Source organism: Psychrobacillus sp. FSL H8-0483 (genome assembly GCF_038637725.1).
Lineage (GTDB): Bacteria > Bacillota > Bacilli > Bacillales_A > Planococcaceae > Psychrobacillus.
This window is the reverse complement of record NZ_CP152052.1, coordinates 3,333,163-3,352,500: the sequence shown is the minus strand read 5'-3', so window position 1 is coordinate 3,352,500 and position 19,338 is coordinate 3,333,163. Positions and strand designations below refer to the sequence as shown.

The following is a 19,338-nucleotide window of genomic DNA, read 5'->3' as shown; positions in this document are numbered from 1 at the left end:
ATCTGTGGCACACCCAGGGAACTGAAACATCTAAGTACCTGGAGGAAGAGAAAGAAAAATCGATTCCCTGAGTAGCGGCGAGCGAAACGGGAATAGCCCAAACCAAGAGGCTTGCCTCTTGGGGTTGTAGGACACTCTACATAGAGTTACAAAGGAATGAGCTAGACGAAGCGATCTGGAAAGGTCCGCAGGATAGGGTAAAAGCCCCGTAGTCAAAAGTTCATTCTCTCTTGAGTGTATCCTGAGTACGGCGGAACACGTGAAATTCCGTCGGAATCTGGGAGGACCATCTCCCAAGGCTAAATACTACCTAGTGACCGATAGTGAACCAGTACCGTGAGGGAAAGGTGAAAAGCACCCCGGAAGGGGAGTGAAATAGATCCTGAAACCGTGTGCCTACAAGTAGTTAGAGCCCGTTAATGGGTGATAGCGTGCCTTTTGTAGAATGAACCGGCGAGTTACGATTACATGCAAGGTTAAGTTGAGAAGACGGAGCCGCAGCGAAAGCGAGTCTGAATAGGGCGAATGAGTATGTGGTCGTAGACCCGAAACCAGGTGATCTACCCATGTCCAGGATGAAGGTAAGGTAACACTTACTGGAGGTCCGAACCCACGCACGTTGAAAAGTGCGGGGATGAGGTGTGGGTAGCGGAGAAATTCCAATCGAACCTGGAGATAGCTGGTTCTCTCCGAAATAGCTTTAGGGCTAGCCTCAAACGTTAAGAATCTTGGAGGTAGAGCACTGTTTGGACTAGGGGCCCATCCCGGGTTACCGAATTCAGACAAACTCCGAATGCCAATGATTTATGTTTGGGAGTCAGACTGCGAGTGATAAGATCCGTAGTCAAGAGGGAAACAGCCCAGACCACCAGCTAAGGTCCCAAAGTATTTGTTAAGTGGAAAAGGATGTGGCGTTGCTTAGACAACCAGGATGTTGGCTTAGAAGCAGCCATCATTTAAAGAGTGCGTAATAGCTCACTGGTCGAGTGACGCTGCGCCGAAAATGTATCGGGGCTAAACAAATCACCGAAGCTGTGGATTGATACCTTTGGTATCAGTGGTAGGAGAGCGTTCTAAGGGCGTTGAAGTCAGACCGGAAGGACTGGTGGAGCGCTTAGAAGTGAGAATGCCGGTATGAGTAGCGAAAGACGGGTGAGAATCCCGTCCACCGTATGACTAAGGTTTCCTGAGGAAGGCTCGTCCGCTCAGGGTTAGTCGGGACCTAAGTCGAGGCCGATAGGCGTAGACGATGGACAACAGGTTGATATTCCTGTACCACCAAACCACCGTTTGAGTAATGGGGGGACGCAGAAGGATAGGGTAAGCGTGCTGTTGGTTATGCACGTCCAAGCAGTAAGGTGTGAATGTAGGAAAATCCGCATTCTATAACATTGAGCTGTGATGGCGAGGACTTAGTCCGAAGTTCCTGATTTCACACTGCCAAGAAAAGCCTCTAGCGAGGTGATAGGTGCCCGTACCGCAAACCGACACAGGTAGTCGAGGAGAGAATCCTAAGGTGAGCGAGAGAACTCTCGTTAAGGAACTCGGCAAAATGACCCCGTAACTTCGGGAGAAGGGGTGCTCTTTTGGGTGAATAGCCTAGAAGAGCCGCAGTGAATAGGCCCAGGCGACTGTTTAGCAAAAACACAGGTCTCTGCAAAACCGTAAGGTGAAGTATAGGGGCTGACGCCTGCCCGGTGCTGGAAGGTTAAGAGGAGTGCTTAGCGCAAGCGAAGGTGCGAATTGAAGCCCCAGTAAACGGCGGCCGTAACTATAACGGTCCTAAGGTAGCGAAATTCCTTGTCGGGTAAGTTCCGACCCGCACGAAAGGCGTAACGATCTGGGCACTGTCTCAACGAGAGACTCGGTGAAATTATAGTACCTGTGAAGATGCAGGTTACCCGCGACAGGACGGAAAGACCCCGTGGAGCTTTACTATAGCTTGATATTGAATTTTGGTGCAACTTGTACAGGATAGGCAGGAGCCTTAGAGCCCGGAGCGCCAGCTTCGGAGGAGGCGTCGGTGGGATACTGCCCTGGTTGTATTGAAATTCTAACCCATACCCGTAACCCGGGTAGGAGACAGTGTCAGGCGGGTAGTTTGACTGGGGCGGTCGCCTCCTAAAGTGTAACGGAGGCGCCCAAAGGTTCCCTCAGAATGGTTGGAAATCATTCGAAGAGTGTAAAGGCAGAAGGGAGCTTGACTGCGAGACCTACAAGTCGAGCAGGGTCGAAAGACGGGCTTAGTGATCCGGTGGTTCCGCATGGAAGGGCCATCGCTCAACGGATAAAAGCTACCCCGGGGATAACAGGCTTATCTCCCCCAAGAGTCCACATCGACGGGGAGGTTTGGCACCTCGATGTCGGCTCATCGCATCCTGGGGCTGTAGTCGGTCCCAAGGGTTGGGCTGTTCGCCCATTAAAGCGGTACGCGAGCTGGGTTCAGAACGTCGTGAGACAGTTCGGTCCCTATCCGTCGTGGGCGTAGGAAATTTGAGAGGAGCTGTCCTTAGTACGAGAGGACCGGGATGGACACACCGCTGGTGTACCAGTTGTTCTGCCAAGAGCATCGCTGGGTAGCTATGTGTGGACGGGATAAGTGCTGAAAGCATCTAAGCACGAAGCCCCCCTCAAGATGAGATTTCCCATTACGCAAGTAAGTAAGATCCCTCAAAGACGATGAGGTAGATAGGTTCGGGGTGGAAGCGTGGTGACACGTGCAGCTGACGAATACTAATCGATCGAGGACTTAACCAAAATAGAATTTGAATAATTCAATGTCTTTTATCCAGTTTTGAAAGAATAAAAAAGATTTTTTAAAAAAACTATTGCAATAAAGTTATAGTTATGATATAATAAATCTTGTCTTTCAAGTTAATATGTCTAGTGATGATGGAGAAGAGGTCACACCCGTTCCCATACCGAACACGGAAGTTAAGCTCTTCATCGCCGATGGTAGTTGGGGGTTTCCCCCTGCAAGAGTAGGACGTCGCTGGGCATAACAACATTCCGAAGTAGCTCAGTGGTAGAGCAATCGACTGTTAATCGATTGGTCGTAGGTTCGAGTCCTACCTTCGGAGCCATTTTTGGAGAGCTGTCCGAGTGGCCGAAGGAGCACGATTGGAAATCGTGTAGGCGGGTAACACTGTCTCAAGGGTTCAAATCCCTTGCTCTCCGCCAGATAACTTTCATTACTATATAATGGCCCCTTGGTCAAGCGGTTAAGACACCGCCCTTTCACGGCGGTAACACGGGTTCGAATCCCGTAGGGGTCACCATTTATTTTTCAAAAGAATAAAACCAGCATTTTGGAGGATTAGCTCAGCTGGGAGAGCATCTGCCTTACAAGCAGAGGGTCGGCGGTTCGAGCCCGTCATCCTCCACCATTATTTTAAAAAGTTCATTATATTATTATCGCGGGGTGGAGCAGTTCGGTAGCTCGTCGGGCTCATAACCCGAAGGTCACAGGTTCAAATCCTGTCCCCGCAACCAAATGGTCCCGTGGTGTAGCGGTTAACATGCCTGCCTGTCACGCAGGAGATCGCCGGTTCGATCCCGGTCGGGACCGCCATTTTTAAAAAAATACATATGTGGCTCAGTAGCTCAGTCGGTAGAGCAAAGGACTGAAAATCCTTGTGTCGGCGGTTCGATTCCGTCCTGAGCCACCATATATACGCCGAAATAGCTCAATTGGTAGAGCAACTGACTTGTAATCAGTAGGTTGGGGGTTCAAGTCCTCTTTTCGGCACCACTGTTTAGTGGAGGGGTAGCGAAGTGGCTAAACGCGGCGGACTGTAAATCCGCTCCTTAGGGTTCGGCGGTTCGAATCCGTCCCCCTCCACCAGTTTTTATTTTAGGGGCATAGTTTAACGGTAGAATAGAGGTCTCCAAAACCTTTGATGTGGGTTCGATTCCTACTGCCCCTGCCAACTATAAAGTTAACTTGAATAATGGCGGTTGTGGCGAAGTGGTTAACGCATCGGATTGTGATTCCGACATTCGTGGGTTCAATTCCCATCAGTCGCCCCATATTCCTAATTTGTTAACTCTTTTTTTATTTGTGGCGGTTGTGGCGAAGTGGTTAACGCACCGGATTGTGATTCCGGCATTCGTGGGTTCAATTCCCATCAGTCGCCCCATTGGGGTATAGCCAAGCGGTAAGGCAACGGATTTTGATTCCGTCATGCCCTGGTTCGAATCCAGGTACCCCAGTTTATTTGCGGAAGTAGTTCAGTGGTAGAACACCACCTTGCCAAGGTGGGGGTCGCGAGTTCGAACCTCGTCTTCCGCTCCAATTTATATGGCGGCATAGCCAAGTGGTAAGGCACAGGTCTGCAACACCTTTATCACCGGTTCAAATCCGGTTGCCGCCTCCAATTTTTAAATAACTGCCTAGTATTTTTGCCGGTGTGGCGGAATTGGCAGACGCGCGGGACTCAAAATCCCGTATCCTCTGGATGTGTCGGTTCGACCCCGACCACCGGTATAAAAATTATGACTTAAAGTCATATATATCAAGACTTCTAACTACTTGTTAGAGGTCTTTTTTGTTGTCTAAATAAGAGGACTGAAATAAGCTAAAATCCCGTGCTTTGAATCCCGTACATAGGGGAAATAGGATGTCTAGAAGAAGTAAGAGCTTATCAACAAAAGAGTTGAGTATGAATAAATTAAAAATTTCTGATGAAGAAGCTTTTCAGAAGTTTGAGAGAGATTGCTTGATAAGAAATTTAAGAACTGAGACATTGAGGTACTACAAGGAGAAGATTGCAGCTACAAAGAGCACTCAAGGAGAAATTAGGATGGATAAGCAACTTCAAGATTATTCTTCTCGTATCAAAGGAGAAGATTTAAGTTAGAAAAAACTCTTTCAACTTTTGTATAACTTGCACCGTGAAATAAATAATCACGAGTCAATTGATTTTTTGAAGTTATGGCCAGATTAATGACCATCAGTAACGATCTCAATACCACGCATCATAAACGCAGCAAAACCTGTTAACACACGACCTGAAGCCGCATCGTGAGAATTAGTAGGACCAGGAGCATTCATGGCTGCACGCATTGCTGAAACCCCTGGTAAACTAGGATTAGCTTCACCAGTTTTAACAATGTGTTTGTCAAGTTTTGCAAAGAATGATTGAGGCGCACCCCATGCTAATGAGTAAAGATATACTGATGATTGTCTATGTGCTGGACCCATTAAACCAATAGCTTCATCATATCGAGCTTGCTCAGAAGCAGGTTTCGGGTCTGGTGTAAAGTTTGCTGTATCAACAACAGCGAGAGCGCCATCAAGAATCGATTGAGTTACTGGATCGCCTTTAGAATTGTGGAATTCGTCTAATCGAATATTCTTAGTATCAATCAAGTTTTCGTAGTATGAAGCAATACGTTCACCTGCTGCTTGATACTTATTAGTAGATACTGGAGTTACAGTAAATTTTTTCAGCGATAATCCACGGTAAGCTAAAAGTAAAGATTGGCCTACTACTGAGTTATAACCAGTTGAACCGAATAACCGTCGAGGTGCAGTTAGACCTCCACCAATTACAAAGTAACCACCGTTATTAATTTTGTTTTCGAATCCTAAAAGAGCATTTGAATAGTTAATCAGATGGGTAGATGAAGCAGAAGATTTAGCTACTAAGTTTTCGTACATACCTAAAGCACCAATTAAGATAGCTGTACCATTAAGACTCATTAGAGGAACTTTAATTGAATTACCAGTTTGGTATTCTGAATAAGTTGTTGGAACTCGGTTACCCCACAAGCCACCTGGAAGATAATAATCAGCAAGAATCGATTTTGCTTTCGATACCAAAGCAGTTAAACCATTGTTCACGTGAGTTTGGTTCGTCGAGCTCAACTTCGCGTAAGCTGTACCACTTTTAATAATGGCAAGACCCATAATTAAGAAAGACTCATTTAAAAAATTACTATTCGGCAAATTATCGCCAGTCATGTAACCCTCTGATTGAAGGATACTTATTAATGTTTCGATCTCTGTTTTAATACGGCCTTGACGTGCAGTATTAGTATCTGGAACTTTGTTGTGAAAAGCGCCTAAGAATTGCAACTGTTCTCCAAGTCGCATTGCGTTTGTTTCTCCAAGTGGTAATGCGCGAGGACCTGTGATTTGTGTTAATGCTGAGTTGTATTTGAGGCCTGATGGAAAATAAGTTTCGAATAAAGTAGTTACTTCTGACACAGTATTAAGATTAGCCAATGTGAAAATTCCCCCTGTATGATAATTAGTAATATAAAAAAACGTGATTAGTTTTATCACCAGTCACGTTAAATCATATTATGATTATTAACCTTTTAATATTTCAAGTAATGGATCTTCTTCGTCGGCTTTCTTATCAATTTTCATACCAGCTAATTGAGTTTATAAAGTTCTAAACTGATTTAGATATTTTTGTTTTGTTCCGACTGCAGGATGCTCTTTTATTTGAGCGTTTCTTAATCAGCAGTTTGTTCGAGAAGTGGAATATCTACATATCGGTCCTCTTGATTGATAATCAATCTTTCTGAATTGATAATGTGATCAGCTTGTGGTCAGATGGCTTCTATTTTAGTGGATGGTTTCGACATACCCTTTATTGGAATTAATGCCACAGTTGTTCAATAATTTCTGAGAAACATATATTGTTTTAGTACATGAATATTATCATTTTCTCTCCTCATAATAAAATACAAGAAGGAGGGATATTTTTATGGCAAAAAGAACAAAGAAAAATGATCCGCAGCAAAAGAACAAAAAGGGATTTAATTCTAGTAAACAGGACTCCGAGTTTTCAACAGAATTTGGTAGTGCAAAGGCTAATCAAGCACATAAGGAAAAAGCGAAAGAATTCAGAGATAAATTTTAAGATTCTGTAAGCAAGTACAAAATCCGCATGGTAAGATAAAATCATTAAAGCAACTTGCTGAAGAAGTAGGAAAAGAAGAGGTTATTGAGTTTCTGCTCCTATTGGGGCAGCCACTAGCCAGCTTGAATTTCGTCCCATTGGGTGGTAAGTAATTACTTCAAAGCCTAGTTAATTTACCCCCAATTGTTAGTCTCTCGAAGTATTGAAAATATTCTTGAAATCAAAAGGGGCCTGTTACTTCTCAGTTGAGACAGGCACCCTTTTGGATATAATAAATTTTTTAATATCTAGATGATATTCTCTTCATTTATCTATGTTGATCTAGAAGAATTTGATTACCATCTGGATCTACTATTGTAAAATGTGCAGGTCCTTCGGTTGTTTCATCTGCTTCGGTCAGCATTTTTATTCCTTTTTGTTTAAGCTGTTTTTGGAGTTCGCGAATGTCAGTAAAAGATTCAAGATTTTCGGCATTGCTATTCCATCCGGGATTAAAGGTTAGAATATTTTTCTCAAACATTCCTTGGAATAAACCAATTATGGTATCTTCATTCTTCATGATAAGCCAATTTTGAGAAATATCGCCTCCAAGGGATTGAAATCCAAGTTTTTCATAAAATGCTTTTGAAGCATTAATATCTTTGACATTTAAACTTACCGAAAACGCACCTAGTTTCATAGTTCTCCACCTTTCATGATTAATCGTTATTTTTGATATCTTAAAATTAAATCATTTATTATTATAAATTAAGTTGGTATCATTTACTATTTTTTCGAACTTATTGGCTCTTTAATCTCAAGTGAGTTTAGGGTTAACAATTAATACTCTCTGATACCTTGTCCAGAAAATTACAACCCAATGTGCAGTCCATGAACCGTAAGTCGGGTGTCGCACATCGCACATCGCAATTTCCACTGCCTTCCCTTATATAATAGAAAAATTAAAAGGTATTCCTTAATCCAGATTGTATTAAAGTAGGTTATTTGGTATATTATTAATAATACAATCTGCGAAGTGACCAAGTAGATAAGAATTGTGAAACAGAAAATATAGTGTATGCTGAGAGCTATATCACCACTTCTTGTTGAAACCTATCACGGAGATGTTATGCAAACATAACCGATTCGTTTTCGTTACCGAACGTTTAGAGGGCTTGAAAGTAAATTCAAGCTAAACTAAGGTGGTACCACGTCTATTCAGCACAAGGACGTCCTTTTACGAGGATGACTTTGTGCTTTTTATTATTTAAGGAGGAATTTAAATGACAAATCAACAGCAAAATGATTTTACAAAATGGTATATCGATACGATTCAGAAAGCGGATTTAATGGATTACACTCCAGTTCGTGGGTGTATCGCGTTTAAACCAGATGGCTTTGAAATTTGGGAGCATATTCAAGCAGAAATGAACAGACGCTTTAAAGAAACTGGGCATCGTAATGCTTACTTCCCAATGCTTATTCCAGAGTCTTTCTTCCAAAAAGAAAAGGATCATATCGAAGGATTTGCTCCTGAGCTTCCTTGGGTAACAGAAGCTGCTGGTGAAAAACTAGAAGAGCGTTTAGCATTACGTCCAACATCTGAAACGATGATTGGTCATTTATATTCTGACTGGATTAAAAGCTATCGTGATCTACCAGTTTTAATTAACCAATGGGCAAATGTATTCCGATGGGAAAAGAAAACTCTTCCTTTCATTCGTACTTCTGAATTTTTATGGCAAGAAGGGCATACTGCGCATGTAGATGAAGAAGATGCACGAAAAGAAACAATGCAAATGTTAAATATCTACAAAGAGGTTGTAGAAGAGCTTTTAGCTATTCCAGTATACGATGGTCAGAAAACACCTTCTGAGCGCTTTGCTGGGGCTGTAGATACTTATTCAATTGAAGCGATGATGAAGGATGGAAAAGCTGTTCAAGCTGGAACATCACATTACTTAGGTACAAAATTTGCAGAAGCGTTTGATATCAAATATTTAAATAAAGAAAACAAACACCAACATGTGCATACAACATCATGGGGAACTTCTACACGGTTAATCGGTTCTGTTATTATGGTGCATGGTGACGAGCAAGGGCTTGTATTGCCACCACGTGTTGCACCAACACAAGTTGTATTGATACCAGTTGGACCATGGAAGAAAAATCCGGCTATTATGGAAAAATTAGATGAGGTATTTGCAGCATTAAAAGCAAAAGGTATTCGTGTACGTCTAGATGATTCAGATCAATCTCCTGGATTTAAATTTAATGAATGGGAGCTTAAAGGTGTTCCGGTACGTGTTGAATTAGGGCCTCGTGATTTAGAAAACAATCAAGTACTAATGAAAGCACGTGATCTGACTGAGAAAGAATCTGTAGATCTGGCAACTATCGTAGAGCGTCTAGAAGAAGAGCTGAAAACGATGCAAACTCGTTTGTTAGAAAAAGCTCGTACATTCCGTGATGCCAACTCTCATACACATGTAGATTCAATGGAACAGTTGAAACAGCATTTGGAGGATTCAGCAGAAAAAGGCGAAATTCCTGGATGGATTTTAGCAGGTTGGTGTGGAGACGATGCTTGTGAAGAGCATGTGAAGGAAGAAACGAAATTCACTACTCGTAACATTCCATTTAGTCCACCAACTGAAAAATCAACTTGTATCAACTGTGGAAAAGAAGCAAAACACTCTGTATGGTTCGGTAGAGCATACTAATTAAATACAACTCTGGAAATCAGTCATTGTTCATTCAATGGCTGATTTTTTTATTTTCCAAAATCTTGTAAGATTAAATAAAAAGAATCGTCTAATAAGTAGATAGGGGGGATCACTTGGAAAGGCAACTGATAGAGGAATGGTTTGAGTTATATGAAAAGGATGTAACTAGTTATCTTATTTACTATACAAGTTCAATGGACGTCCAAGATTTAGTTCAAGAAACTTTTTTACGTGCTCTGAAGAAAATATCTACTTACAAGGAAAGTGCGCACCCCAAAACATGGTTAATAACAATTGCTAAAAATATAGTGATAGATCGCTCAAGAAAAGATAAAGTCTGGAATCGGATAAAATATTTCTTTCGGGAAGAAGAGAGCCATTCTTCTAACTTAGAAAGAAATATTCTTTTAGGAGAAATGAACAAGGAATTATACGATGCTATTGCGGAGCTGCCGTTTAAACAAAGAGAAGTAATTATTTTAAGGGGTATCTTGGAGATGACTTCTAAGCAAGCGGGCGAAATAATGGGGACGAATGAAAACCACATAAATGTACTCTATTATCGTTCTTTAAAAAAACTAAAGCAAATTTTAGAAGAGGAGGGGTATGTGTATGAAAAGGGAATATAAAGATTTAGAGGACCAGCTTAGAAAGCTTCCGAAGCATTCTCTTAGCTCACATGATAAAAGAAAAGTTATTCAAAGTCTACGCCATACTCCGAAAACAAATCGCTTGAAGCTTCTAAAGCCACTTATTGTTTTTGCAGCACTCGTTTGTATTTTAATAGTGGCTTATTTGGCTAGTCCCTTGAATGAGGTGGAGATTACCCAGAAAGAAGAGACGGGGTTAGGCTTAATAGAGAAAGAGGATCAAAAATATATAGAGAGTTTTGAGCTACAAATGGCAGGTTTAAAAAGTATAGTGCTTGAAATGGATGTATCGGATGAAACTTTGAAAGGAATAAGAATTGATGTATTATTAAAATCCACCAAGCTCATACCAATAGATGTATGGAATTCTTTTGAGTTTCGAGCTCATGCTAATCCGTCTCTATTTTTTAAAGATGAAGTGGGTCTAGCTAATTCTGTGAGCTACAATTCACCTAAATATGAGGATGGATACTATTATACGGTCGCTTTTGAATCTCTGTATGCAAACTATTCGGAAGAAGAACTGCAAAAATTATTAAATGCAATCGAAGATATCGAGTTCGCTCTGGAATACAAGGGAACAAAATATGATTTATCTACAAACAAGGTTACATTAGACGCCCCATTAGCCATTTCTTTTCCTTTACCTGATCGCGACCAAGAGGTAATAGGTGTGGAGGGAAGGATCGGTATATTAGGTCCTAAACAGTTTGTAGCGGAGGACACGCGACGGGGAGCAAAGCTCATGCTTTACTTTTGGGGAACCCCTAATTTGTTGGTAGGTAAGGAATATAGAGTAGAGGCTAAAAATAGTTTTGGAGAAACGATTCAATTGTCTAATGGTATCTTAGGCGATGGGTTATATAGTGAGGACGCTCATATCCTTACAAGCTTTCCTGCATTTCCGAGGGAGGGGAAGTGGCAGCTCTATTTTTATGTGGACGAAGAATTATTCGAAGCATTTATTATTGACGTTCTGCCACCGTTACCTAAGACAGAGCATTACATTCTTTTAGAATCTCCTAAGGAGCTTCCTATAGGAGAAGCAGCTAATTTAACTATAGAGAGTACCATTGGAGAGAAGCAAAGTATAGAGGTGCAGCTAGTTAGTGCAAATGGAGATAAGAAGGGGTATGAGAGCATCTTCCAAATTGACCCTTATGCGATGAATGATGCAACGACAGGTCAAACAATCTTCCATTACAACGGTCTCATCACCTTCCAGGAAAAAGGCATCTGGACACTTATAATAGATGGGGAACAAACATTAATATTTGAAAACTAATCATTTAAAAACGCTCCCCGAAAAATCGAGAGGAGCGTTTTTCATTGTAGAAAATCGGATAATACACTAATAGAATAAAGCTTAAATTCTCCATTCATTTTGATCTTTAATTAGTAAAGTAGAAGTAGCGTCTCCACCGTGAATTTGTGTAAACATAGCACCCATAGATTCGAGTATTTTCTGGCTTTCTTCTATTGTCATCGAAGGAAGAAGGAAAACGATTTGTAATGCATCCGTTGTTTCTTCTGTTACAGCAGTTCGAACAGAATCTACGAAGGGGCTACCAAATGGGGTTGTTTCATCGGAAAGGGTTAGTATATGGTTCAAGCTATTATCACGGCCATTTAATCCTTTATAATTTTTTTCTTCGTCGCCTAGCGCTAGAGTGACATTCCCTTGAATTTTCTTACAATCATAAATACCCATCGGTATTTCATATCTCAAGGAGAAAAAGTTATTTAAATCTACAGCAGAATGCATTGGTGTGATATAATTTTGTTTTGCAATTCGTCGATATAGTGCTTCTACTGAAGGACGGTAGCGATTTGGGTCAGCGCCAAACTTTTTCCATAATGCTCGCCATTCTTTAATTCCTGTAAATTCGGTTACGGCTTTTTCCTCCAACTCAAAGAAAAGCTGCTCCTGAAATAATTGGAGCCGACCTTTAAGCATTTGAGGAGAAGACGTAACGACTATTTTGGTATAATGAATAATGCCTATTTTAAGAGTAGGTTCAATTTGCAATAAAGAATCATCTAGTTTTACAATCATAACGACCATCCTTGCACATATTTTCTATATTGTAGCATAAGAAAGGAGAACATTCGTGAATATCAATCAGTTTCAAAAAAACCTAATAGATTACGCTGCTTCGATTGGAATTGATAAGATTGGATTTACTTCTGCTTCTCCATTTCAAGAATTAAAAAATAGATTAATTCGCCAACAGGAGCTAGGCTTTGCTTCTGGCTTTGAAGAACCAGACATTGAAAAAAGGTCCCATCCAGAGCTTTTGCTTGCTGAAGCTAAAAGTATTATATCCATTGCAATTGCTTATCCCTCTAAAATGAAAGATGCTCCACAAAGTGTGAAGGGAGCGAGACGTGGCATTTTCGCGCGTGCTTCCTGGGGGATGGATTATCATACAGTTTTAAGGGAAAAGCTTGCACTTTTAGAGCTATATATATTAACGCATATGCCAGATGCAAAGCTACGTTCCATGGTGGATACTGGCGAGCTATCGGACCGAGCTGTGGCAGAACGAGCTGGTATTGGCTGGAGTGCAAAAAACTGTGCCATTATTACGCCTGAATTTGGTTCTTATGTTTATTTAGGTGAAATGATTACGTCAATCCCATTTGCTCCATCCGAGCAAATGGAGGACCAATGTGGAGAATGTAGGCTTTGTTTAGATATTTGTCCGACTGGCGCCTTAATAGAAGGTGGCCAATTAAATGCGCAGCGTTGCATCGCTTTTATTACGCAAACGAAAACGATTGTTCCAGATGAGTTTCGCGCAAAAATAGGGAATCGCATATACGGCTGTGATACGTGTCAAACAATTTGTCCGAAAAATAAAGGAATGGCAAATTTACATCAGGAAGCATTTACACCAGAACCCGAGCTTGTAAAACCATTGCTGATGCCTTTATTAAAAATGACAAATCGGACCTTTAAAGAAACCTATGGGCATATGTCCGGAGCGTGGCGAGGGAAGAATCCAATCCAACGAAATGCCATTATTGCATTAGCTCATTTTAAAGAAGCGTCTGCTGTTCCAGTATTAATTGAACATATGGAGAATGACCCACGTCCAGTTATTCGTGGGACAGCTGCATGGGCCATCGGTAAAATAAATACAGAAGATGGCCTACATGCATTAAGAAAAGCAGAGCAAACGGAAGAAGTGGAAGAAGTTCTCGAGGAAATCCGAAAAGGGCTTCAATACTATACATTAGAGAAGTAGGAAGTGGAATAGTTGAGTATTAATATTGTTTTATATCAACCAGAAATACCCGCAAATACAGGAAATATAGCTAGAACATGTGCTGGCACAGGGGTAAAACTACATTTGATCCGCCCACTTGGTTTTTCAACGGACGATAAAATGTTAAAGCGAGCAGGCTTAGATTATTGGGAACATGTAGAAATTACGTATTACGATGGACTAGAAGAGTTTTTTGCTGCTCATCCTGAGGGAGAATATTATTTAATAACTAAGTTTGGTGCAAAGCCACATACTACTTTTGATTTTAGCGACGTAAAGAAAGAACATTTCTTTATTTTTGGACGTGAAACGAAAGGACTTCCACGTGAATTTATTGATGCACATCCAGATAGAGCTCTTAGAATTCCAATGAATGATAATATTAGATCTTTAAATCTTTCTAATACCGCAGCAATTCTTGTATATGAAGCGCTGCGCCAACAAAATTATCCAAATCTACATTAAAAAAAACGGACGATGTCATAAAAGACTCGTCCGTTTTTATATTAATCATTTTTTAGATGTTGCACCTGGTTTGTCGTCATATCCTGCAGTGAAAATTGAAACAAGGAAAGAAATACAAACGCCCAGAATAAGAAGTAATTTCATATGGAGTGCCTCCTATAATATATTCTGAACTAAGTATACCCTACTTTGTTTGAAAAAGAAATATGACGAGTTTGAAATTACTTCTAAAATGATATGCTCACAGTTGCAACGAAGGGATGATTCTACTAGGATATAGAAAAGGAGTGATTTTTTAAATGAGTAATTTGAAAAATGGTCCAGAAAACGGTTCTATGGCAACAAATATGGAAGAAGTGAAGCTGCTAGGCAAACAGATGGAGAAGCTAAGAGATGTTAATGAACTGGAGCAAGATAATCGCGTATCAGATCCAGCACAATCTGACGCAACTTCTTCCATGAAACAGAGAAAAAACGACTGATTTAGATCAGTCGTTTTTCAATAAAAAGAAAGGATGATTTTGATGAAATTACATAAAGATTCAACAAAACAATTGGTAAATGGGGTAGAAATGCCGCGTATTGGTTTAGGTGTGTATAAGATGACAGACCCGGAAATTGCAATGCAAGCAATTGCTACAGCACTTGATACAGGTTATCGCCATATTGACACTGCTTCTATTTATGCAAATGAAAAAGAAGTGGGAGAGGCGGTACGTAATTCATCTGTATCCCGTGAAGACATTTTCATTACGACAAAGGTATGGAATACGGATCAAGGGTATGACCAAACTTTAAAAGCATTTGAAAAATCACTACAATTATTAGGTCTAGAATACGTAGACTTATATTTAACACATTGGGCTGTAAAAGAAACTTTCTTAGATACATATCGTGCGATTGAGCGATTATACGATGAAAAACTAATCCGTGCTACGGGCGTATCCAATCACCACCAACATCATTTAGAAGCGATTGCTGCAAAAGCAAATATACAACCAATGGTCAATCAAATCGAATGTCATCCTCGATTAACCCAATTTGACCTACGTGAATATTGTGCAGAAAAAGGAATCGCAATTACTTCGTGGTCACCACTTGCAAGAGGTGGGTTATTAGAAGAACCCACGTTACAACGAATTAGTGGAAAATACGGTAAATCACCAGCACAAACAATCATTCGTTGGCACTTACAGCATGATTTAATTGTCATTCCAAAATCTATTACCCCAGCTAGAATAGCAGATAATATAAATGTATTCGACTTTGAACTATCGTTTGAAGATATGAAAAATATTGATGCACTAAATTTAAATGAACGTTCTGGATCAGATCCAGATAACTTTACTTTTTAATCAAATGCTCTGTTAAAGGATATTGTTGCTATGACGAAAATCCACTCGCTTTCCGCGGACGAACTTCCAAGCCTCCTCGGCTGCGCCTGCGGGGTCTTGGTAGCCCGTTTTTCCGCAGGAGTCTCGCGGGTTTTCGTCACAAAATTTATGCTTCTAAAAACAATAGCCTAATTTAACAGAGACTAATCTAAAACGAGTTAAACTCGAGTAAACTAGAAAGACTATGACAGAAAAATAGAGAGCATCTACTTTATAGAGCAGCAACTTAGCTCCCGAAATTGTATCTTCGGGAACCTATGGTACATGTAGGATAGAATGTATTCTCTCATTATCCAAACCTAAAGCAACTTGTTTCCAATAGTTGCAAGAGGGCGACGTTCACGATATGACCGATGTAGCTTTGTAAAAAAGTCTGATTATTTATAATAAAGATTGATAATTTGTAATAAAGTTTTATTAAAATGATCTCAGCTCTAAAAGAAATTTATAGAGGTGAGATCATTTTTATTGAATATTTATGTTAACATCACTTTAAAGATTGTGAAGAAATGTACTTAAACTAACGCAGCAGGTTAGTTCTATAAGGGAAATGGTCTTTTATGGTAAAATAAATAAGGGAAGGGAATTTTACCTTTTTTGCTTAGTTTAATAAGAATCAATGGTAAAATGATGAGAATTAATTATGCTATGGGGCTGGTCAGTTGTAATTTTATAAAGGAGTTGTGAGAAGTTGAAATATCGTAAAGCAAATATCGATGATATTGATAAATTGGTCGAGTTAAGAAAAAAGCAATTAGTTGATGAGGGGATAGAACCTAATATAGATATTGATAGAGAACTATATGTTTTCTTTAAAAATAAACTAAGTGATGGTACTTTAATTCAATGGCTAGTGGAGGATAATGAAGAAATTATAGCTTGTGGTGCAGTAATTTTTTATGAATTTCCACCTTGTTACACCAATAAGACTGGAAAAAAGGCTTATATCACAAATATGTATACTAATGAAAATTATCGTGGGCAAGGAATCGCAACAAAGCTGTTAACTAAATTAGTTGATGAAGTTAAGATTTCAGGTATATCACAAATATGGCTTGGGGCTTCAAAAATGGGTAGACCAGTGTATAAGAAGTTTGGTTTTATGGAAACTGATGTATTTCTAGAATTAAATATTTTTTAATAATTTGTGAAGTATAACACTTAAACTACCATGAAAATTAGTTTCTTCAACTTCCTAAACATTTTCATTCTCTGTGGTGTAGCACTGATTTTGTGCTGCATGGATGGCTAACGGGTGCTTTAGTTAAAGAACATGGAGTTGCTTAGGCAACTCTTTTTTTTTTTGAGCTAACGGAGCAGGTTAGTTGAAGAAGGAACGATTGAAATACAATAAATATGGAGTTTTGGGGAATAATGATACTAAACAAATTTAAGGAGAATCAGAAATGAAAAAATTTCTTTTTAGCCTTATCTTCGTATTAGTAATTCTTCCTTCACAAACACACTCTGAGAATAAAATTGAAGAGTTGCTACCTTGTTCAGCAATACTTGAACCAACAAAAAACGTACCTAAAAATGCCAGAGGAGTAGTACTGATTTATAATATTGAAAGAAGTTTAATGATGAACGAACAAGTCTCAGTGTTCACGCACTTCATTTACCAAAACCATCTAGTTTTGGGGATTATGATGGTTATGAAGTATTAGCATATATTCCAAAGGAAATAAGTTGGATTTTCTCATTGTCCCCTTTAACTAAATATGGAGAAACTACTTGGGCTGGGAATTTGGATGAAGTTTCTCCTATAATGCGACCTACTCGTATCAAAGTTCGGACAGTCAATACAACGACAAAGAAAACGGGTCCAATTGTACTTGAAAAAATACTAAAACCTTGTTGAACTACCATGAAAATTAGTTTCTTCAAGAAAAGAAAAATGACAATACTTAAGAAGACCTCTACTTAATCGTTAAAAAAAGAGGAGAGCATAAATAAGTCTATGGATTACGGTAGACTGGATTAAGGTCAGTATCAGTATGACACTTCCTAAACATTTTCATTCTCTGTGGTGCAGTACTGATTTTGTGCTGCATGGATGGCTAACGGGGGCTTTACTTGAAGAACATTGAGCTGCTTAGGTGGCTCTTTTTTCTTATTGAACTAAAAGGGCGAAAGTACCTATATACATAAGTGGTAATAACAAAATTAAAATAACTTCAGAAATAATTAAAGAAAGAGGAAGAAATCTTGGAGCATCTGCTAAAAGAAATTAAGTTACTCAGTGAAAAAGAACCAAAAACGTTAGAGCAAATGGCATTAAAGCTATCAGAGGAAGTTGGCGAAACCTCTCAAGCTGTACTATCTTACATAAAAGCAAGCGGAAGTGAGTACAAACAATTAGGAATCGAAGATGTAAAAGAAGAATGTATTAATGTTATATTAGTAGCCTTAGCTATGTTTTACAAATTATCCGAGAACGATAAAGAATTACACGAGATAATTAGTAAAAAGTTAGATAAGTGGGAAAGCAAAATCAGTTAACGAATTTTCGTTCGTTTAGTAAAATAGTAAAAATTTTAATTATACCTTCTTTAAATAACGGAAGTATTTGTTCAATAATGCTTTGCAATGATCTTCAACAATCGGGCGCTTTTCTTTAGGAATGTGTCTTTTACTTTTTGACCAAAATAGGAAATGGATTTAAGGAAAAACTCGTTTTAAATAGGGAAACAGACCAAGGGTAATGACTCGGTCTGTTTTTTAAACTATCAGATCTGTTTTTCAGCAATGTAAGTTTTTACAGTTGGTGGTTCATATGTATTGAATTTATCAAGGATCCCTTTTGGTTCACTATCGACTAATGCCATGTTACGGTACTTTTCATGTAAAAACTGTTCCTCTGACATATGATTAAATAACGCAATAAGAGGATCATAATAATGATTTATATTTAAGAGACCACATGGTTTATGATGGAGCCCTAACTGAGCCCAAGTAAAAATTTCAAAGAACTCTTCTAAAGTTCCTGGCCCACCAGGCAAAGCTATAAATCCATCAGCAAGCTCTGCCATTTTCGCTTTTCTCTCATGCATTGAATCTACGATGATCAGCTCTGACAAGTTTTTATGAGCTATCTCTCTATTATCTAGAAAACTTGGCATAACACCTATTACGTATCCTCCTTCATTCAGAACTGAATCTGCAACAGCACCCATAATTCCAACACTCGCTCCACCATAAACAAGTGCAATATTTCGTTTAGCTAGTTCTTTACCAAGTTTTTTCGCACCTTCTATATAGACATCAGATGCTCCGTTACTCGATCCACAAAATACGGCTAACTTTTTCAATATATTCGCCTCCTAAAGAATCACACCATTAAAGATTATATAATACTTTCATTTTTTGTTAAACTTAAAGTATTGAATTGGAGGTTAGATGAAAATGAATGTAACTGAATTTCAACAATGGGTAAAGGATTATTATGAAAGTAGGGGCTGGTCTGAGTTAGACATATTTATTCGTATTGGCTTTTTAGCAGAAGAAACGGGCGAGGTTGCACGAGCTATAAGAGCTCTTGAGATTGGTAGGGATAGGCCTGATGAAATAAGGGGCTCTTATGAGGAAAATAAACAGGAGTTAACTGAAGAGTTAGGAGATGTACTGGGTAATTTAATTGTGATTGCAAACAAGTACAATATCCCACTAGAAGAAGTGTTTCAGTCACATAAAAAGAAACTCTCAGATCGTTATTCTAATGATTAGGCAAATAAACCTTTTTTCAACAATAGGGCGCATTTCTTGAGTAAGTGCGTCTTTTTGAATTGGGCCAGATAATTTATTAACACTTGGAAGATAATTTGGATACTTATGTTTAAAAGTAGAGATTGTGAAGAAATGTACTTAAACTACCATGGAAGAACGTAATTTTCTTACATATTCTGTGGTGAAGCAGGGCTTCATGGATGGCTAACGGGTGCTTTACTTCAAGAAGGAGTAAAGCCTTTTTCTTATTG

Annotated in this window: 19 protein-coding genes, 16 tRNA genes, 2 rRNA genes and 1 other annotated feature (1 of these 38 only partly in view); of the genes, 32 read left to right on the top strand and 5 right to left on the bottom strand. The window is 39.3% G+C overall.

Features of this window, described 5'->3' with window-relative positions; genetic code table 11:
* From MHB48_RS16350 to MHB48_RS16260, 19 genes are all read left to right on the top strand, one after another.
* A 23S ribosomal RNA gene (locus MHB48_RS16350) occupies positions 1 to 2,757 on the top strand; it begins 172 nt to the left of the window's first position.
* A gap of 125 nt (positions 2,758 to 2,882) precedes the next feature.
* Positions 2,883 to 2,998 (top strand): 5S ribosomal RNA (gene rrf, locus MHB48_RS16345).
* 10 nt (positions 2,999 to 3,008) lie between these two features.
* Positions 3,009 to 3,083 (top strand) — tRNA-Asn (locus MHB48_RS16340).
* A gap of 5 nt (positions 3,084 to 3,088) precedes the next feature.
* A tRNA-Ser gene (locus tag MHB48_RS16335) sits at positions 3,089 to 3,180 on the top strand.
* A 23-nt stretch (positions 3,181 to 3,203) separates the two neighbouring features.
* Positions 3,204 to 3,278 (top strand) — tRNA-Glu (locus tag MHB48_RS16330).
* A gap of 32 nt (positions 3,279 to 3,310) precedes the next feature.
* Positions 3,311 to 3,386 (top strand) — tRNA-Val (locus MHB48_RS16325).
* Positions 3,387 to 3,415: 29 nt separating this feature from the next.
* A tRNA-Met gene (locus tag MHB48_RS16320) sits at positions 3,416 to 3,492 on the top strand.
* A gap of 3 nt (positions 3,493 to 3,495) precedes the next feature.
* Positions 3,496 to 3,571: transfer RNA gene (locus MHB48_RS16315), tRNA-Asp, on the top strand.
* A gap of 21 nt (positions 3,572 to 3,592) precedes the next feature.
* A tRNA-Phe gene (locus tag MHB48_RS16310) sits at positions 3,593 to 3,668 on the top strand.
* 7 nt (positions 3,669 to 3,675) lie between these two features.
* Positions 3,676 to 3,751, top strand: a tRNA-Thr gene (locus MHB48_RS16305).
* A gap of 9 nt (positions 3,752 to 3,760) precedes the next feature.
* A tRNA-Tyr gene (locus tag MHB48_RS16300) sits at positions 3,761 to 3,844 on the top strand.
* An 11-nt stretch (positions 3,845 to 3,855) separates the two neighbouring features.
* Positions 3,856 to 3,929, top strand: a tRNA-Trp gene (locus tag MHB48_RS16295).
* Positions 3,930 to 3,953: 24 nt separating this feature from the next.
* Positions 3,954 to 4,029 (top strand) — tRNA-His (locus MHB48_RS16290).
* Positions 4,030 to 4,063: 34 nt separating this feature from the next.
* Positions 4,064 to 4,139, top strand: a tRNA-His gene (locus MHB48_RS16285).
* A gap of 1 nt (position 4,140) precedes the next feature.
* A tRNA-Gln gene (locus MHB48_RS16280) sits at positions 4,141 to 4,212 on the top strand.
* Positions 4,213 to 4,219: 7 nt separating this feature from the next.
* Positions 4,220 to 4,294: transfer RNA gene (locus MHB48_RS16275), tRNA-Gly, on the top strand.
* An 8-nt stretch (positions 4,295 to 4,302) separates the two neighbouring features.
* Positions 4,303 to 4,376 (top strand) — tRNA-Cys (locus MHB48_RS16270).
* Between the two features lie 27 nt (positions 4,377 to 4,403).
* A tRNA-Leu gene (locus tag MHB48_RS16265) sits at positions 4,404 to 4,486 on the top strand.
* A 133-nt stretch (positions 4,487 to 4,619) separates the two neighbouring features.
* Complete coding sequence (locus MHB48_RS16260; RefSeq protein ID WP_342598971.1) at positions 4,620 to 4,859, top strand: hypothetical protein; 240 nt, start codon at positions 4,620 to 4,622, stop codon at positions 4,857 to 4,859.
* A gap of 83 nt (positions 4,860 to 4,942) precedes the next feature.
* Here MHB48_RS16260 and MHB48_RS16255 read toward each other — a convergent pair whose 3' ends face one another.
* Entirely contained in the window at positions 4,943 to 6,229 is a 1,287-nt protein-coding gene (locus tag MHB48_RS16255) for a hypothetical protein (RefSeq protein WP_342598970.1), read from the bottom strand.
* A 490-nt stretch (positions 6,230 to 6,719) separates the two neighbouring features.
* Between MHB48_RS16255 and MHB48_RS16250 the strand changes: the two genes are divergently transcribed.
* Entirely contained in the window at positions 6,720 to 6,875 is a 156-nt protein-coding gene (locus MHB48_RS16250; protein ID WP_340923196.1) for a hypothetical protein, read from the top strand.
* Positions 6,869 to 7,027, top strand: coding sequence for a DUF6254 family protein (locus MHB48_RS16245; RefSeq protein ID WP_342601409.1), 159 nt, complete (start codon positions 6,869 to 6,871; stop codon positions 7,025 to 7,027). Before MHB48_RS16250 ends, MHB48_RS16245 begins: the two co-directional genes overlap by 7 nt.
* 155 nt (positions 7,028 to 7,182) lie before the next feature.
* Here the strand turns inward: MHB48_RS16245 and MHB48_RS16240 are convergent, their stop codons facing one another.
* A complete protein-coding gene (locus MHB48_RS16240; protein WP_342598969.1) occupies positions 7,183 to 7,554 on the bottom strand; it encodes a VOC family protein in 372 nt (123 codons plus the stop codon).
* A gap of 322 nt (positions 7,555 to 7,876) precedes the next feature.
* Positions 7,877 to 8,094: a binding site (T-box leader), on the top strand.
* 43 nt (positions 8,095 to 8,137) lie between these two features.
* Between MHB48_RS16240 and proS the strand changes: the two genes are divergently transcribed.
* The 3 genes from proS (at position 8,138) to MHB48_RS16225 (ending at position 11,515) form a co-directional block, all read left to right on the top strand.
* Positions 8,138 to 9,577: a proline--tRNA ligase gene (gene proS / locus MHB48_RS16235; protein WP_342598968.1), complete on the top strand. Its 1,440-nt coding sequence runs from the start codon at positions 8,138 to 8,140 to the stop codon at positions 9,575 to 9,577.
* A 116-nt stretch (positions 9,578 to 9,693) separates the two neighbouring features.
* Positions 9,694 to 10,209 (top strand): RNA polymerase sigma factor, encoded by a 516-nt coding sequence (locus MHB48_RS16230; protein ID WP_342598967.1) that lies wholly within the window; start codon positions 9,694 to 9,696, stop codon positions 10,207 to 10,209.
* Positions 10,193 to 11,515, top strand: a complete 1,323-nt coding sequence (locus tag MHB48_RS16225) for a hypothetical protein (protein ID WP_342598966.1) — start codon at positions 10,193 to 10,195, stop codon at positions 11,513 to 11,515. Before MHB48_RS16230 ends, MHB48_RS16225 begins: the two co-directional genes overlap by 17 nt.
* Positions 11,516 to 11,596: 81 nt before the next feature.
* On the opposite strand, the gene MHB48_RS16220 is transcribed toward MHB48_RS16225, so the two are convergent.
* Positions 11,597 to 12,286 (bottom strand): phenylalanine--tRNA ligase beta subunit-related protein, encoded by a 690-nt coding sequence (locus MHB48_RS16220; protein ID WP_342598965.1) that lies wholly within the window; start codon positions 12,284 to 12,286, stop codon positions 11,597 to 11,599.
* Between the two features lie 55 nt (positions 12,287 to 12,341).
* Here MHB48_RS16220 and queG point away from each other — a divergent pair, with 55 nt between their 5' ends.
* The 6 genes from queG to MHB48_RS16190 all read left to right on the top strand — a co-directional run bounded on the left by queG (position 12,342) and on the right by MHB48_RS16190 (position 17,028).
* Positions 12,342 to 13,481 carry a tRNA epoxyqueuosine(34) reductase QueG gene (gene queG / locus MHB48_RS16215; protein WP_342598964.1) on the top strand — a complete coding sequence of 380 codons (1,140 nt, stop codon included), beginning with the start codon at positions 12,342 to 12,344 and terminating at the stop codon, positions 13,479 to 13,481.
* A 12-nt stretch (positions 13,482 to 13,493) separates the two neighbouring features.
* A complete protein-coding gene (gene trmL, locus MHB48_RS16210; RefSeq protein WP_342598963.1) occupies positions 13,494 to 13,967 on the top strand; it encodes a tRNA (uridine(34)/cytosine(34)/5-carboxymethylaminomethyluridine(34)-2'-O)-methyltransferase TrmL in 474 nt (157 codons plus the stop codon).
* Between the two features lie 299 nt (positions 13,968 to 14,266).
* On the top strand, positions 14,267 to 14,449 hold the full coding sequence (locus MHB48_RS16205; RefSeq protein WP_342598962.1) for a multidrug ABC transporter ATPase: 183 nt from the start codon (positions 14,267 to 14,269) through the stop codon (positions 14,447 to 14,449).
* 42 nt (positions 14,450 to 14,491) lie between these two features.
* Positions 14,492 to 15,322, top strand: a complete 831-nt coding sequence (locus MHB48_RS16200; RefSeq protein WP_342598961.1) for an aldo/keto reductase — start codon at positions 14,492 to 14,494, stop codon at positions 15,320 to 15,322.
* Between the two features lie 730 nt (positions 15,323 to 16,052).
* On the top strand, positions 16,053 to 16,502 hold the full coding sequence (locus tag MHB48_RS16195; RefSeq protein ID WP_340455265.1) for a GNAT family N-acetyltransferase: 450 nt from the start codon (positions 16,053 to 16,055) through the stop codon (positions 16,500 to 16,502).
* 265 nt (positions 16,503 to 16,767) lie between these two features.
* The gene (locus MHB48_RS16190) at positions 16,768 to 17,028 is read left to right on the top strand and encodes a hypothetical protein (protein WP_342598960.1); all 261 of its coding nucleotides are present in this window, start codon (positions 16,768 to 16,770) and stop codon (positions 17,026 to 17,028) included.
* Here the strand turns inward: MHB48_RS16190 and MHB48_RS16185 are convergent.
* A complete protein-coding gene (locus MHB48_RS16185) occupies positions 17,015 to 17,230 on the bottom strand; it encodes a hypothetical protein (protein ID WP_342598959.1) in 216 nt (71 codons plus the stop codon). The genes MHB48_RS16190 and MHB48_RS16185 overlap by 14 nt on opposite strands.
* 339 nt (positions 17,231 to 17,569) lie before the next feature.
* On the opposite strand from MHB48_RS16185, the gene MHB48_RS16180 reads away from it, so the two are divergent.
* Positions 17,570 to 17,863, top strand: a complete 294-nt coding sequence (locus MHB48_RS16180) for a MazG-like family protein (protein ID WP_342598958.1) — start codon at positions 17,570 to 17,572, stop codon at positions 17,861 to 17,863.
* A gap of 227 nt (positions 17,864 to 18,090) precedes the next feature.
* Here the strand turns inward: MHB48_RS16180 and MHB48_RS16175 are convergent, their stop codons facing one another.
* The gene (locus MHB48_RS16175; RefSeq protein ID WP_342598957.1) at positions 18,091 to 18,672 is read right to left on the bottom strand and encodes a TIGR00730 family Rossman fold protein; all 582 of its coding nucleotides are present in this window, start codon (positions 18,670 to 18,672) and stop codon (positions 18,091 to 18,093) included.
* A 94-nt stretch (positions 18,673 to 18,766) separates the two neighbouring features.
* Between MHB48_RS16175 and MHB48_RS16170 the strand changes: the two genes are divergently transcribed.
* Entirely contained in the window at positions 18,767 to 19,087 is a 321-nt protein-coding gene (locus tag MHB48_RS16170; RefSeq protein WP_053589111.1) for a MazG-like family protein, read from the top strand.
* The last annotated feature ends 251 nt before the right edge of the window (positions 19,088 to 19,338 follow it).

Excerpts from the sequence above, each read along its gene's own strand:
- MHB48_RS16260 (WP_342598971.1), top strand. The coding sequence starts at position 4,620 with ATGTCTAGAAGAAGTAAGAGCTTATCAACAAAAGAGTTGAGTATGAAT.
- MHB48_RS16250 (WP_340923196.1), top strand. The coding sequence starts at position 6,720 with ATGGCAAAAAGAACAAAGAAAAATGATCCGCAGCAAAAGAACAAAAAG.
- MHB48_RS16240 (WP_342598969.1), bottom strand. The coding sequence starts at position 7,554 with ATGAAACTAGGTGCGTTTTCGGTAAGTTTAAATGTCAAAGATATTAAT.
- proS (WP_342598968.1), top strand. The coding sequence starts at position 8,138 with ATGACAAATCAACAGCAAAATGATTTTACAAAATGGTATATCGATACG.
- MHB48_RS16225 (WP_342598966.1), top strand. The coding sequence starts at position 10,193 with ATGAAAAGGGAATATAAAGATTTAGAGGACCAGCTTAGAAAGCTTCCG.
- MHB48_RS16220 (WP_342598965.1), bottom strand. The coding sequence starts at position 12,286 with ATGATTGTAAAACTAGATGATTCTTTATTGCAAATTGAACCTACTCTT.
- MHB48_RS16205 (WP_342598962.1), top strand. The coding sequence starts at position 14,267 with ATGAGTAATTTGAAAAATGGTCCAGAAAACGGTTCTATGGCAACAAAT.
- MHB48_RS16200 (WP_342598961.1), top strand. The coding sequence starts at position 14,492 with ATGAAATTACATAAAGATTCAACAAAACAATTGGTAAATGGGGTAGAA.
- MHB48_RS16190 (WP_342598960.1), top strand. The coding sequence starts at position 16,768 with ATGAAAAAATTTCTTTTTAGCCTTATCTTCGTATTAGTAATTCTTCCT.
- MHB48_RS16185 (WP_342598959.1), bottom strand. The coding sequence starts at position 17,230 with ATGGTAGTTCAACAAGGTTTTAGTATTTTTTCAAGTACAATTGGACCC.
- MHB48_RS16170 (WP_053589111.1), top strand. The coding sequence starts at position 18,767 with ATGAATGTAACTGAATTTCAACAATGGGTAAAGGATTATTATGAAAGT.